The 13,019-nt window shown below is 69.9% G+C and carries 14 protein-coding genes; 8 read left to right on the top strand and 6 right to left on the bottom strand.

The features are described from left to right. Positions 1 to 3: 3 nt before the first annotated feature. Positions 4 to 645 carry a response regulator gene (locus AC1PME_RS15360; RefSeq protein ID WP_254458794.1) on the bottom strand — a complete coding sequence of 214 codons (642 nt, stop codon included), beginning with the start codon at positions 643 to 645 and terminating at the stop codon, positions 4 to 6. Next, on the bottom strand, positions 645 to 1,835 hold the full coding sequence (locus tag AC1PME_RS15365) for a sensor histidine kinase (RefSeq protein ID WP_307551785.1): 1,191 nt from the start codon (positions 1,833 to 1,835) through the stop codon (positions 645 to 647). Before AC1PME_RS15365 ends, AC1PME_RS15360 begins: the two co-directional genes overlap by 1 nt. A gap of 140 nt (positions 1,836 to 1,975) precedes the next feature. Between AC1PME_RS15365 and AC1PME_RS15370 the strand changes: the two genes are divergently transcribed. The 5 genes from AC1PME_RS15370 to AC1PME_RS15390 all read left to right on the top strand — a co-directional run bounded on the left by AC1PME_RS15370 (position 1,976) and on the right by AC1PME_RS15390 (position 5,060). Continuing rightward, positions 1,976 to 2,569: a GNAT family N-acetyltransferase gene (locus AC1PME_RS15370; protein WP_010341204.1), complete on the top strand. Its 594-nt coding sequence runs from the start codon at positions 1,976 to 1,978 to the stop codon at positions 2,567 to 2,569. Between the two features lie 2 nt (positions 2,570 to 2,571). Continuing rightward, a complete protein-coding gene (minC, locus tag AC1PME_RS15375; RefSeq protein WP_307551789.1) occupies positions 2,572 to 3,330 on the top strand; it encodes a septum site-determining protein MinC in 759 nt (252 codons plus the stop codon). 36 nt (positions 3,331 to 3,366) lie between these two features. Further along, on the top strand, positions 3,367 to 4,176 hold the full coding sequence (gene minD / locus AC1PME_RS15380) for a septum site-determining protein MinD (protein WP_481096347.1): 810 nt from the start codon (positions 3,367 to 3,369) through the stop codon (positions 4,174 to 4,176). A 2-nt stretch (positions 4,177 to 4,178) separates the two neighbouring features. After that, the gene (minE, locus tag AC1PME_RS15385; RefSeq protein ID WP_017910131.1) at positions 4,179 to 4,436 is read left to right on the top strand and encodes a cell division topological specificity factor MinE; all 258 of its coding nucleotides are present in this window, start codon (positions 4,179 to 4,181) and stop codon (positions 4,434 to 4,436) included. A 126-nt stretch (positions 4,437 to 4,562) separates the two neighbouring features. Then, the gene (locus AC1PME_RS15390) at positions 4,563 to 5,060 is read left to right on the top strand and encodes a hypothetical protein (protein ID WP_481096348.1); all 498 of its coding nucleotides are present in this window, start codon (positions 4,563 to 4,565) and stop codon (positions 5,058 to 5,060) included. An 8-nt stretch (positions 5,061 to 5,068) separates the two neighbouring features. Here AC1PME_RS15390 and AC1PME_RS15395 read toward each other — a convergent pair whose 3' ends face one another. Further along, the gene (locus AC1PME_RS15395; protein ID WP_481096349.1) at positions 5,069 to 6,382 is read right to left on the bottom strand and encodes a sensor histidine kinase; all 1,314 of its coding nucleotides are present in this window, start codon (positions 6,380 to 6,382) and stop codon (positions 5,069 to 5,071) included. Then, positions 6,372 to 7,073 carry a response regulator transcription factor gene (locus AC1PME_RS15400; RefSeq protein ID WP_010340248.1) on the bottom strand — a complete coding sequence of 234 codons (702 nt, stop codon included), beginning with the start codon at positions 7,071 to 7,073 and terminating at the stop codon, positions 6,372 to 6,374. Before AC1PME_RS15400 ends, AC1PME_RS15395 begins: the two co-directional genes overlap by 11 nt. Positions 7,074 to 7,418: 345 nt before the next feature. On the opposite strand from AC1PME_RS15400, the gene AC1PME_RS15405 reads away from it, so the two are divergent. From AC1PME_RS15405 to AC1PME_RS15415, 3 genes are all read left to right on the top strand, one after another. Beyond that, entirely contained in the window at positions 7,419 to 8,198 is a 780-nt protein-coding gene (locus tag AC1PME_RS15405; protein ID WP_307551795.1) for a phosphatase PAP2 family protein, read from the top strand. Further along, entirely contained in the window at positions 8,195 to 9,856 is a 1,662-nt protein-coding gene (locus tag AC1PME_RS15410) for a phosphoethanolamine transferase (RefSeq protein WP_481096350.1), read from the top strand. The genes AC1PME_RS15405 and AC1PME_RS15410 overlap by 4 nt, the downstream gene beginning before the upstream one ends. A 126-nt stretch (positions 9,857 to 9,982) precedes the next feature. Beyond that, a complete protein-coding gene (locus AC1PME_RS15415; protein ID WP_481096351.1) occupies positions 9,983 to 12,004 on the top strand; it encodes a M2 family metallopeptidase in 2,022 nt (673 codons plus the stop codon). Between the two features lie 24 nt (positions 12,005 to 12,028). Here AC1PME_RS15415 and AC1PME_RS15420 read toward each other — a convergent pair whose 3' ends face one another. Next, the gene (locus tag AC1PME_RS15420) at positions 12,029 to 12,559 is read right to left on the bottom strand and encodes a GNAT family N-acetyltransferase (RefSeq protein WP_254458803.1); all 531 of its coding nucleotides are present in this window, start codon (positions 12,557 to 12,559) and stop codon (positions 12,029 to 12,031) included. Positions 12,560 to 12,563: 4 nt separating this feature from the next. Beyond that, positions 12,564 to 12,977 (bottom strand): hypothetical protein, encoded by a 414-nt coding sequence (locus tag AC1PME_RS15425; protein ID WP_254458804.1) that lies wholly within the window; start codon positions 12,975 to 12,977, stop codon positions 12,564 to 12,566. Between the last annotated feature and the right edge of the window lie 42 nt (positions 12,978 to 13,019).

The following is a 13,019-nucleotide window of genomic DNA, read 5'->3' on the forward strand; positions in this document are numbered from 1 at the left end:
CCGTCAGACCAGTTGCAGTTCGAACGCCTTCAGCACCGCGCGGGTGCGGTCGCGCACGCCGAGCTTGGACAGGATGTTGGAAACGTGGTTCTTGATCGTGCCCTCGGCCACGCCCAGCGAGTTGGCGATCTCCTTGTTGGAGAAGCCGCTGGCCATCAGCCGCAGGATCTCGGTCTCGCGGTCGGTCAGCGGATCGGGCCGGTCCAGGCTGACGAAGTCGTTGCGCATGTGCTCCAACCCGGAGAGCAGGCGCTGGGTCACCGCCGGCTGCACCAGCGAGCCGCCGCCGGCCACGGTGCGGATCGCGCCGACCAGTTGTTCCAGCGACACGTCCTTGAGCAGATAGCCCTTGGCCCCGGCCTTGAGCCCGGCCAGCACCAGCTGGTCGTCGTCGAAGGTGGTCAGGATGATGGTCGGCGGCAGCGCGGCGGCACGCGACAGCACCTGCAGCGCCTCCAGCCCGGACATCGACGGCATGCGCATGTCCATCAGCACCACGTCGGGGACCACCTGCGGGATCAGTTCCACCGCCTGGCGGCCGTCGCTGGCCTCGGCCACCACCTCGATGCCGCCGTCCAGCGCCAACAGCGAGCGGATGCCCTGCCGCACCAGGGTTTGATCGTCGACCAGACACACACGGATCATCACAACACTCCTTGGGAAACGGCGGGCGACAGCAGGGTGGCGGCGCCGGGAACCGCGGCGCGCAGGCGGAAGCCCGCGCCGGGCGCGGCGGCCACGTCCAGGCTGCCGCCGTACTGGCTCAGGCGCTCGCGCATGCCGCGCAGGCCGTTGCCGGGGGCCAGGGTCTCGCAACCGCGGCCATCGTCGCGCGCCTGGATCACCACCTGCGGACCGTCGCGGCGCACCTCGATCCACAGATTGTCGGCCTGGGCGTGGCGTACCGCGTTGGTGATGATTTCCTGGGTGCAGCGCAGCAACACGTGCGCGCGCTCGGGATCCTCGACGGTCAGCGGCTCCTCCACCTGCAGGTGGATCTGCAGCGACGGCACGCGCTCGGCCAGCGGCCGCAGCGCCGCCGCCAGGTCGATCGCGCCGCTGTCGCGCAACTGGCTGACCGCCTCGCGCACGTCGGTCAGCAGCAGCTTGGCCAGGGTATGCGCCTGCTGCACGTGCTCCTGCGCGCGGCCCTCGGTGATGTGGCCGGCCACCTCCAGGTTCAGGCTCAGCGCGGTCAGGTGGTGGCCGAGCAGGTCGTGCAGTTCGCGCGAGATGCGCGTGCGCTCGTTGACCCGGGCGCTCTCGGCCAGCAGCGCGCGGGTGGCGCGCAGCTCGGCGTTGAGCTGGCGCTGTTCCTCGCGGGCCTGGGTCTGCTGCCGCGCGACCAGGCTGGTGACGAAGATGAACATGGAGAAGCCGCCGTACAGCAGCGACTGCATCAGCGCCTCGAACGGCGGGAAGCCGATGGTCAGGTAGACCGGCAGCACCGCCAGCTGGCTCAGCAGCAGCCAGGCCACCCCGGCGCGCACCGGCAGCAGCCAGGGGATCACCCCGGCCGCCACCATCATCAGGATGCTGCCCAGCCCGGAGCGATGCAGGTAGCCGACCGCCAGCGCGCAGATGGTCAGCAGCACCAGCATGCCGCGGTCGTACCAGCGCACGCCGTCGCCGCTGTGCAGGCGCCGGGTCAGCAGGAAATAGACCACGCCGAAGCCCAGGTAGCTGGCCAGCAGCAGCCACACCTCGCCGCTGGGCATCCGTCCCGATTCCTCGACCGGCTCCCAGTACAGGTACAGCAACGGCATGCAGATGACCGCCCAGGTGAACAGGCCGGCATAGCGCAGGACGCGGGTATGGCTGAGATATCCCAACATGCCCGCATCTTAGGATGAACGGCGCGCATTGCACTCCCACGGAAGTCATGCCGGCGCGGCTCGCCGCCCCGGGTCGCGCGTGCGATAATCCGGCCTGGCGGCTCGCACGGGGCCGCGCGCGCATCAGCAATGGAGTCTCAATGTCGATCGTCATCCGCGACGTGCGCGAGCACGAGCTCGATTCGGTCCTGGCCCTGAACAACAACGCCGGACTGGCGATCCTGCCGCTGGATTCGGCCAAGCTGCACCGCTTCTACGAAACCGCAGAGTACTTCCGCGTCGCCGAGCGCGACGGCAACCTGGCCGGCTTCCTGGTCGGCTTCGGCAGCGACAGCGACCACGACAGCAGCAATTTCGCCTGGTTCCGCGAGCGCTATCCGCAGTTTTTCTACATCGACCGCATCGTGGTGGCCAGCCGCCGCCGCGGCGGCGGCGTCGGCCGGGCGTTCTACGCCGACGTGCAGAGCTACGCCGAGTTGCGCTACCCGCAACTGGCGTGCGAGGTTTTTCTGGATCACGGCGCCGATGCGGCGCTGCTGTTCCATGGCAGCTTCGGTTTTCGCGAAGTGGGCCAGAACACGATGAACGAAGTGGAGGTGCGTGCGAGCATGCTGTTGAAGGATCTGTGCAGTTACGCCTGGGTGCGCGAAACCTATGGCGACACCCTGCCCGACCTGCCCTGGGCCGGCCACGCCCATCGCCTGCAGCGGGCGCAGCGCCCGACCGGGACCTGAGCGTGTCGTCGGTGAATCTGGATTTCGAGCAGGCCGGCGAACTGAAGATCGGCCAGGTCGGCATCGCCAACCTGCGCGTGCGCACGCTGGACGTGGCGCGGCTGAGCCAGGAGATGCGCGAGCGCGTGCAGCGCGCGCCCAAGCTGTTCGGCCGTGCCGCGGTGATCATCGATTTCGGCGGCCTGGCGCAGACCCCGGACGTGGCCACCGCGCAGGCGTTGCTGAACGGCCTGCGCGACGCCGGCGTGCTGCCGGTGGCGCTGGCCTACGGCACCCGCGAGATCGAGGAGCTGTCGGTGGCGCTGGGCCTGCCGCTGCTGGCCAAGTTCCGCGCGCAGTACGAGCGTTTCGATGGCGGCGCACCCGCCGCCGCACCGGCGCCGGTCTCGCCGCCCCCGCCTCCGCCGCCTCCCGCGCCGGCGGCGCGGCCGCAACCCGGGCGCATGCAGAAGAACGCGGTGCGTTCCGGGCAGCAGCTGTATGCGGAGAACTGCGACCTGACCGTGATGGCCACCGTCGGCGCCGGCGCCGAGGTGATCTCCGACGGCAGCATCCACATCTACGGCACCCTGCGCGGCCGCGCCCTGGCCGGCGCCCAGGGCAACACCGAGGCGCGGATCTTCTGCCGCGATTTCCACGCCGAACTGGTCGCCATTGCCGGCCACTACAAGGTGCTGGACGATATTCCCAAGGAACTGCGTGGCAAGGCCGTCCAGGTCTGGCTGGAGCAGGACCAGATCAAGATCGCCGCGCAAGACTGACGCGGCCCAACCACGAACGTATCAGGAGATAGTCCTTTGGCTGAAATTATCGTTGTCACCTCCGGCAAGGGCGGCGTCGGCAAGACCACCACCAGCGCGAGCCTGGCCTGCGGGCTGGCGCGACGCGGCAAGAAGGTCGCCGTGATCGACTTCGACGTGGGCCTGCGCAACCTCGACCTGATCATGGGCTGCGAACGCCGCGTGGTGTACGACTTCGTCAACGTGGTGCACAACGAAGCCACGCTGAAGCAGGCGCTGATCAAGGACAAGCGCTTCGACAACCTGTTCGTGCTGGCCGCCTCGCAGACCCGCGACAAGGACGCGCTGACCCAGGAAGGCGTGGAGAAGGTGCTCAAGGACCTGGCCGCCGACGGCTTCGACTACATCGTCTGCGATTCGCCGGCCGGCATCGAGAAGGGCGCGTTCCTGGCGATGTACTTCGCCGACCGCGCGGTGGTGGTGGTCAATCCGGAAGTGTCCTCGGTGCGCGACTCCGACCGCATCCTCGGCCTGCTCGACTCCAAGACCCACAAAGCCGAGAACGGCAAGAGCCTGCCCGCATTCCTGCTGCTGACCCGCTACAGCCCGGCGCGCGTGGAAACCGGCGAGATGCTCAGCATCGCCGATGTGGAGGAAGTGCTCGGCCTGAAGGCGATCGGCGTGATCCCCGGATCCGGCGACGTGCTCAACGCCTCCAACAAGGGCGAACCGGTGATCCTGGATGCCGAATCCCCGGCCGGCCAGGCCTACGAGGACGCCGTGGCGCGCATCCTCGGCGAGGAACGTCCGATGCGCTTCATCTCCGTGGAGAAGAAGGGCTTCTTCACCAAGTTGTTCGGAGGGTGAGCATGGGACTATTCGATTTCCTCAAGACCAAGAAGAACACCGCCGAGACCGCGAAGAACCGCCTGCAGATCATCATCGCGCAGGAACGCAGCCAGCGCGGCGGCCCGGACTACCTGCCGCTGCTGCAGCGCGAGCTGCTGGAAGTGATCAAGAAGTACGTCAACATCGACGCCGACGCGGTCAAGGTGGACCTGGTCAAGGACGGCGAGCACGACGTGCTCGACATCTCCGTGGCCCTGCCGGAAGGGCCGACGCCCTGAGGCCGCGCGTCGGCTGCGGCCGGCGCCGCGGCTGACGCAGCGGTCGCGCCGGCGCGGCGACGGGCCGTGCCTGCCGTTTATCGGGTGCGGCTGCCGCGCCCTCTCCGCCCAAGCGAACTTCACACGATGCCGACCGACGCCGCCCTTCCCGCTGCCGCCGCCCAGGTGCTGACCGTGGGCGCCATCGGCCTGGACGCGCCGCGCGCGCTGCTGGCCGGTTACGGGCTGACCCTGCACCGCGTCGCCGACGGCGCCGCCATTCCCGGCAGCTACTGGGGCGAGCCGGAAGCCGGGGTGATCGCCAGCGACGTCTACGTGCGCGACGACACGCCGGTGCATTCGCTGCTGCACGAGGCCTGCCACCTGATCGTGCTGCCGCCGCAGCGGCGCGCGCAGGTGCATACCGACGCCACCGACTCGGTGGAAGAGGAAGACGCCACCTGCTACCTGCAGATCGTGCTGGCCGACGCCCTGCCGGGCGTGGGCCGCGCGCGGCTGATGGCGGACATGGACGCCTGGGGCTACACCTACCGGCTCGGCTCCACCCGCGCCTGGTTCGAACAGGACGCCGACGACGCACGCGCCTGGCTGGCGCAACGCGGCCTGCTGCCGGCGCAGGCCTAGGGGCGTTCCTACGGCGCTGGCGACGGCGACGACGTCGCAGGGCGCTTCAAGGCGCTGCTCAGGTCCAGGGTCGCGCGGGTGCCCCTGCCGGCCAGCGAATCCAGGTGCAGCGCCCAGCCCAGGTGCTCGCACAGTCGCGCGATCAGGTCCAGGCCGATGCCGCTGCCCTCGCGGCTGCCGCCGCCGCGCGCCATGCGCATGTAGATCGCGCTGATCTCTTCCGGGCTCATGCCGTGGCCGGGATCGTCGATGCAGACCACGCCCGGCGCCGGCATGGTGATCTCGATCCGGCCCTTGTCGCTGCTCTCGATGGCATTGCGCAGCAGGTTGCCGATCGCCACCTGCACGATCGCCAGCGGAGCGAGCACCTCGCACGGCGGCAGCGGCGCCAGCACCAGTTCCAGGCGCTTGTCCGCGCACAGGTGGCGGTGGTCCTCGACGATCTCCGGCAGCAACTGGTCCAGCCGCACCAGGTCGCTGCCGCGCGCCAGCCGCGCCGGGTCCTTGGCCAGCACCAGCAGCAGCGAGACCAACTGGCCGACGCCGCTGGCGGTACGGCGGATGCGCAGCAACTGGTTGCGCACGCTGGGCGGCACGTCGTGCTGCTCCAGCGCCAGTTCGGCGGCGCCGCCGATCACCGCCACCGGCGTGCGCAACTCGTGGCTGGTGCTGTCGATGAAGGCGCGCTCGCGCTCCACGAACAGGTCGTTGCGCGCCAGGTAGTCGTTCAGCGCCTCGGCGATCACCACCTGCTCGGCGCTGGCGCGCGGATGCACCTCGATGCGCTGCCCGGGCCGGTCCGGACGCAGGCTGCCGATGCGCTGGGCCATGTCGATCAGCGGCTGCACCACCCGGCCCATGCCCCAGGCCACCAGGGCGCCGAGCAGCAGCACCGCCACCGCGTTGGACACCAGCATCCACAGCGCCAGGTTGTCCTCGTGGTCGTGCAGTTCGGTGATGTCCAGCGCCAGCGCCAGGCGGCGCCCGCGCACGTCCTGCACCAGCACCACCTTCTCGCTGCCTTCCAGCTGCACCTCGTCGTGCAGCCCGGGGCCCAGTGCCGCCACCGCCGGCGGCAGCGGCGCACCGCCCTCGTCGCCGTACAGGCTCACGGTGCGGGTGTCGATCCAGCGATAGTCCGGGTCGGCGGCGCTGCGCGCCAGGAAGTGGTCCAGTTCGGAGGTCAGCAGCGACCGCCAGGTGAGCTGCTCGGCCTGGTCGTTGACGATGTAGCCGTGCACGAACACCGCCAGCGACAGCAGCGCCGCGTAGCCCACCAGCCACAGGGTCAGCCGCTGCCGCAGCCCGGCCCTAGTCGGCATGCTCGCCCTCGTGGGGGCCGACCACCGCCAGGCGGTAGCCGATGCGCGGCAGGGTGTGGATCAGCTTGGCCGCGAACGGGCCGTCGACGCTGCGGCGCAGGTCGTAGATGTGCGAACGCAGCATGTCCCCGTCCGGCGGCTCGTCGCCCCACAGCGCCTGCTCCAGGCGGTCGCGGGTGACCGCGGCCGGGCTGGCCTGCATCAGCACCTCCAGCAGCTTGCGGCAGGCCGGGTACAGGTGCAGGGTGCGCCCGCCGCGGGTCACTTCCAGCGTGGACAGGTCCAGCTGCAGGTCGCCCACGCGCAGCAGCTTGCTGCGGCCGCGGCCGCTGGCGCGCACCAGCAACGCTTCCAGCCGCACTTCCAGTTCCGGCAGCGCGAACGGCTTGGTCAGATAGTCGTCGGCACCGGCGCGGAAGCCGGCGATCTTGTCCGGCAGCTCGTCGCGCGCGGTCAGCATGATCACCGGCACGTCGGCATGGTGCTCCTCGCGCAACGCGCGCAGCACCTGCTGCCCGTCCAGGCGCGGCAGCATCCAGTCCAGGATCAGCGCGTCGTAGCGCTGGGTGGTGGCCAGGTGCAGCCCGGTGACGCCATCCGGCGCCGCATCCAGGGTGTGGCCGCGCACCTCGAAGTAGTCGAACAGGTTGGCGACCAGGTTCCGGTTGTCTTCTATGACCAGCAGCCGCATGGGGGCGCTCGAATTCGTGGGACGGACCCGCCCATGCTAGCGGAAGCGTGTCGGAACGCCGTCAGAACGGCCGCGCGTCTTGATCGAATCTCGATAAAACCTAGAGACGTTCCCAACACAGTGGCATCAGGCTGCCCGTCCCGCCCGCCGCCGCCCAGTGCTAACCGCCCCTCCCCTCGTACCCCCCTCTCCGCTACGCCGTGGCCCGCCGCTTGCATGCCAGCGGCGGTGCGCAACCTGCGCTGAAGCCTCGGCCCGCTCATCCCGCAGTTCCGACAGCTATCCGACACCCGCAACCCGACCATGCCCCCACTTTCCCGCCGCCCCTGGCCGCCTTCGTCGACCATGCTCAGTACGCCCCTGCGATTGTCCGCTGCGGCGGCGCCCCACCTCGGCGCACGCCGGCACTTCTATCTCTCCCATCTGTGGGTGCCGCTGGCGCTGGTGCTGCTGGCCAGCACCGTGTTGATGGGCCTGGGCGGCGATTTCTGGATCGCCGACCTGCTGTATCGCTGGGAAGGCGGGCAGTGGGCGCTGAAGGATGCGGCGCTGACCCGTAGCCTGATCCACCACGACGGCAAGCTGCTGAGCGCTGCGGCGTGGGCGGTCACCGCCACGCTGACGGTGTGGGTCTGGCGCCGTCCCGACGGCCGCCACTACCGGCAGCCGCTGCTGTACCTGCTGCTGGCGGTGGCGCTGAGCACCGGCGCGGTGTCGTTGCTGAAGTCGGTGACCCATATGGACTGTCCCTGGGACCTGACCCGCTACGGCGGCGAGCGGATCTTCGTGGGCCTGTTCGAAACCCGCCCAGCCGACATGCCGCGCGGGGTATGCTTCCCCGCCGGTCATTCCAGTGCCGGCTACGCCTGGGTGGCGCTGTACTTCGTCGCGTTGGCGCTCAAGCCGGCCTGGCGCTGGCCGGCGCTGGCGATCGGCCTCGGGGGAGGCCTGCTGTTCGGGGTTGGTCAGCAGTTGCGCGGCGCGCATTTCCTGTCGCACGACCTGTGGACGCTGGCCTTGTGCTGGGGCGTGGCACTGGGCCTGTACCGGACGATGTTGTGGCCGCGCGCGATATCGCTGCAGGCCGACCACCACCCGTCCACCTTCAACGATGCCGCCGCATGAGCCGTTCCGACGCCCCGCCCTCGCCGTCCACCGCGTCCCGTGCCCGCTGGTGGGCCTGGCGCCCGCAACTGAGCAACGAGACGCTGGCGCTGGCGGCCAGCGCGTTCTTCGCCCTGGCCTGCAACGGCATGTTCTGGCGCAGCGCGATGAGCGGCCACGCCGGCGACGTGAAGCTGGCGCTGTCGCTGTTCCTGCTGCTGCTGGCGGTGCACGGTCTGCTGCTGGGCCTGCTGCTGTGGCGCGGCATCGCCAAGCCGGTGCTGACCGTGCTGCTGATCACCACCGCGTTCGCCGCGCACTACATGAACAGCTACAGCGTCTACCTGGACGCGGACATGCTGCGCAACGTGCTGGCCACCGACCACAAGGAATCGCGTGAGCTGATGACCTCGGCGCTGATCGCGCCGCTGCTGTTCTACGCGGCGCTGCCGATCCTGGTGCTGTGGCGGGTGCGGCTGATCCGGCGTTCGCCGCTGAAGGCGCTGGCGATCCGCGCCGGCTTCCTGGTCGGCATGCTGGCGCTGGGCGGCATCGGCGCGATGCTGTCGTTCCAGGACCTGTCGGCGATGATGCGCAACCATCGCGAGATCCGCTACCTGGCCACGCCGATCAACTACCTGGTCGCGCTGCGGCAGAACTTCAAGTCCGACAGCCCCACGCGCAAGGCGCCGAAGCTGCCGCTGGAACACGACGCCAAAGCCACCGCGCGCGCGCCGGGCAGCAAGCCGCGGCTGCTGGTGGTGGTGCTGGGCGAGACCGCGCGCGCGCAGAACTGGGGCCTCAACGGCTACGCCCGGCAGACCACGCCGGAACTGGCCAAGCGCGACGTGATCAACTTCCCCGACATGCATTCCTGCGGCACCAGCACCGAGGTCTCGGTGCCGTGCATGTTCTCGCCGTTCGGCCGCCACGACTACAACGAGAGCAACATCCGCAAGCACCAGTCGCTGCTGCACGTGCTCGAACATGCCGGCATCAGCACGCTGTGGCGCGACAACCAGTCCGGCTGCAAGGGCGTGTGCGACGGCCTGCAGATCCAGCACCTGGACGATGCCAAGGACCCGCAGTTGTGCAAGGACGGGCGCTGCATGGACGAGATCCTGCTGCAGGACCTGGCCGCGCAGGTGCGCGCCAAGCCCGGCGACCGCGTGGTGGTGCTGCACCAGCTCGGCAGCCACGGTCCCAGCTATTTCGAGCGCTACCCGGCCGCGTTCCGCCGCTTCACCCCGACCTGCGACACCGCCGACCTGGGCAACTGCAGCCGCGAACTGATCACCAACGCCTACGACAATTCGCTGCTGTACACCGACCACCTGCTGGCGCGCACCATCGACACGCTGCAGGCCATGCCCGACTACGACACGGCGATGATCTACCTCTCCGACCACGGCGAGTCGCTGGGCGAGAAGGGCCTGTACCTGCATGGCGTGCCCTACGCGATCGCGCCGCAGGAGCAGACCCACGTGCCGATGGTGATGTGGTTCTCGCCGGGTTTCGCCAGCGCGCGCGGCCTGGACCTGGCCTGCCTGCAGGCGCGTTCGCGACGCTATGCCGACCAGGACAACCTGTTCCCGTCGGTGCTGGGGCTGATGCAGGTGCGGACCGGCGTCTACGACCACACGCGCGACCTGTTCGCGCAGTGCGCCAAGCCGCAGTGACCGCCCGCCCACGCGCGGTCGTCGCCTGATCGGCCACGGCGGCGCGGCCAACGGCGCGCCGCCCGAACTTGCGGCGGTGCGGGCGGGCCACTAGCCTTCCGGGCAATCGCCCTGCAAGGATTCGCCGTGAACCACCGCTCTCCGCTGCTCGCGCTGTGTCTCGGCGCGAGCCTGCTGACGCTGTCTTCCTGCCGCAAGGAACCCGCGGCCGAGACCGCCGCCCCCGCCGCGGCCCAGCCCCAGGGCGAGAGCGCCGACCAGTTCGTGGCCCGCATCAACGAGGAGTACCGCGCGCTGCTGCCGGAACTGACCGCGGCGCAATGGCTGTCGGCGACCTACATCAACGGCGACAGCGAGCGGCTGGCGGCCAGGGCCAACGCACGCTGGCTGACCACCCTCAACGGCTGGATCGCGCAGGCGCGGCGCTACGACGGCACGCCGATGTCGGCCGACAGCGCCCGCGCGCTGCGCCTGCTGCAGCAGATGACCGCGATGCCGGCGCCGCGCGATCCGGCGCGGCTGACCGAACTGGCCGCGCTGGCGACGAAGATGGAAGGCGCCTACGGCGCCGCCTCCTACTGCACCGGCGAAGGCGATGCGCGCCGCTGCCGACAGTTGGGCGAACTGGAGGACGTGCTGCGCCGCAGCCGCGACTACGACCAGCAACTGGATGCCTGGCAGGGCTGGCACGCCGCCGTGCAGCCGATGCGCAAGGACTACCAGCGCTTCGTCGAACTGGTCAACGAAGGCGCGCGCGACATGGGCTACGCCGACACCGGCGCGCTGTGGCGCAGCGGCTACGACATGCCGCCGGCGCAACTGGCCGCCGAGACCGACCGGCTGTGGACCCAGGTCAAGCCGCTCTACGAACAGCTGCACTGCTACGCGCGCGGCAAGCTCGACGCCGAGTACGGCAAGGACAAGGGCGAGCTCGCCGGCGGCCTGCTGCCGGCGCACCTGCTCGGCAACATGTGGCAGCAGGACTGGAGCAACCTGTGGGACCTGCTGCAGCCCTATCCCGGCGCCGGCAGCCTGGACATCACCGACGCGCTGGAACGGCAGTACCAGGGCGACCTGAGCGCGGCGCTGGCGCGGCGCAACGGCGATACCTCGGCGGAAGCGCGGTTCATGGCCCAGCGCGAGGCGCAACTGCTCAGCGCGCGGCAGATGACCGAGCGCGCACAGGACTTCTACACCTCGCTGGCGATGCCCAAGCTGCCGGACAGCTACTGGACGCGCAGCCAGTTCATCAAGCCGCTGGACCGCGACGTGGTCTGCCACGCCAGCGCCTGGGACATGGACATGGCCGGCGACGTGCGCACCAAGATGTGCGTGAAGCCGAACGAAGCGGACTTCACCACCATCTACCACGAGCTCGGCCACCTCTATTACGACCTCGCCTACAACCCGTTGCCGCCGCTGTTCCAGGCCGGTGCCAACGACGGCTTCCACGAAGCCATCGGCGACACCGTGGTGCTGGCGATGACCCCGCAGTACCTGCATTCGATCGGCCTGGTCGACGCACCGCAGGTCGGACGCGAGGCGTTGATCAACGCGCAGATGCGCATGGCCCTGAGCAAGGTCGCGTTCCTGCCGTTCGGGCTGATGATCGACCGCTGGCGCTGGGGCGTGTTCGACGGCTCGATCGCCCCGGACCGCTACAACCAGGCCTGGTGGGAACTGAAGGCCAAGTACCAGGGCGTGGCGCCGGCGACGCCGCGCGGCGAGGCGTTCTTCGACCCCGGCGCCAAGTACCACGTGCCGGCCAACACCCCCTACACCCGTTACTTCCTCTCGCACATCCTGCAGTTCCAGTTCTACAAGAGCCTGTGCGACGCCGCCGGCTACAAGGGGCCGCTGTACGAGTGCACCTTCTACGGCAACAAGGAAGCCGGGCAGAAGTTCTGGTCGATGCTGCAGCGCGGCGCCAGCCAGCCGTGGCAGGCCACGCTCAAGGAGCTGACCGGCAGCGAGCGCATCGACGCCGGCCCATTGCTGGAGTACTTCGCGCCGATGCAGGAGTGGCTCAAGCAGCAGAACCAGGGGCGGATGTGCGGGTGGGATCCCGCGGCGCAGGCGTCGGCGCAGGCCACCCCCGCTGCATCCGCGCCCACGCCAGCGCCGACGACGCCACCGCGCCAGCGCTAAGCAGCCACGCGCCCCACTACCGGATCAGTCGTCCGCCAGCCGCGCCCAGCGCTCGTGGTCGCGCCATACCCCGCCGATGCGCAGGTAGCGCGGCGAGTAGCCTTCACGGCGAAAGCCGGCACGCTGCGCCAGGGCCAGCGAGCGGGTGTTGTCCGGCTGGATGTTGGCTTCCACCCGGTGCAGGCCCAGCTCGGCGAAGGCGTAGCCCACGCACAGGCGCAGCGCATGCGTCATCAGCCCGCGGCCTTCGCAGCCGGCCATGGCGTGGTAGCCCAGGTAGGCGCTCTGGAAGCAGCCGCCGACCACCTGGCTGAAGGTGAACAGGCCGGCCAGCGCGCCGCTGCTGCGTTCGCGTGCCAGCAGCGCGATGTTGCTGCCGTCCAGGGTCTGCTTGTACCACGCCTCGAACCCGGGCACGTCGGTGAACGGATAGCTCCAGGGATGATGCAGGGCGACGCTGGCGCGGTGCGCCTGGATCAGCGCGACGCCGTCGCGGCGCCGCACCCGTGCCAGCGACACCGCCTCCTGCGCAGCCTGGCCGGCGCTCTGGCCCATGGTCTCAGGCCGGGGCCGCCGCGCCGCCGTCGTCGCGGCGCATGGCCTGGGCGTGGCGTGTCTTGAACTCCTCGAAGCTCAGGCCCTGCGCCTGCGCGTCGGCCTGCGCGGCATCCTTCAACGCGTCCGAGTACATCAGCCGCACCGGCGTACCGGCGCGCTCGTGCAGCTCTGCCGCCTGCATGATCAGCGACAGCACCTGCGCGGCGCTCTCGCTCTGCCCGGCGATACGTCCGTCCATGCCCAGCACCCACTCGCCGTCGCGGCGCACGATGCCGGCCAGCAGCGTGCGCTGCTGGTCGCGCAGTTCCGCATGCGGTTCGATGGGCGCGGCCGGTGCGACGCCCTCGGCGCGGTGACGCAGGCGCTCGGCCAGCTTCTTGCGCAGGTCGCGGCGCGGCTTGGACTGGATGGACATGCGGTTTCCTCAACGATGACCCGACGACGATAGCCCAACCGC

The organism is Xanthomonas sp. NCPPB 901 (assembly GCF_056725085.1).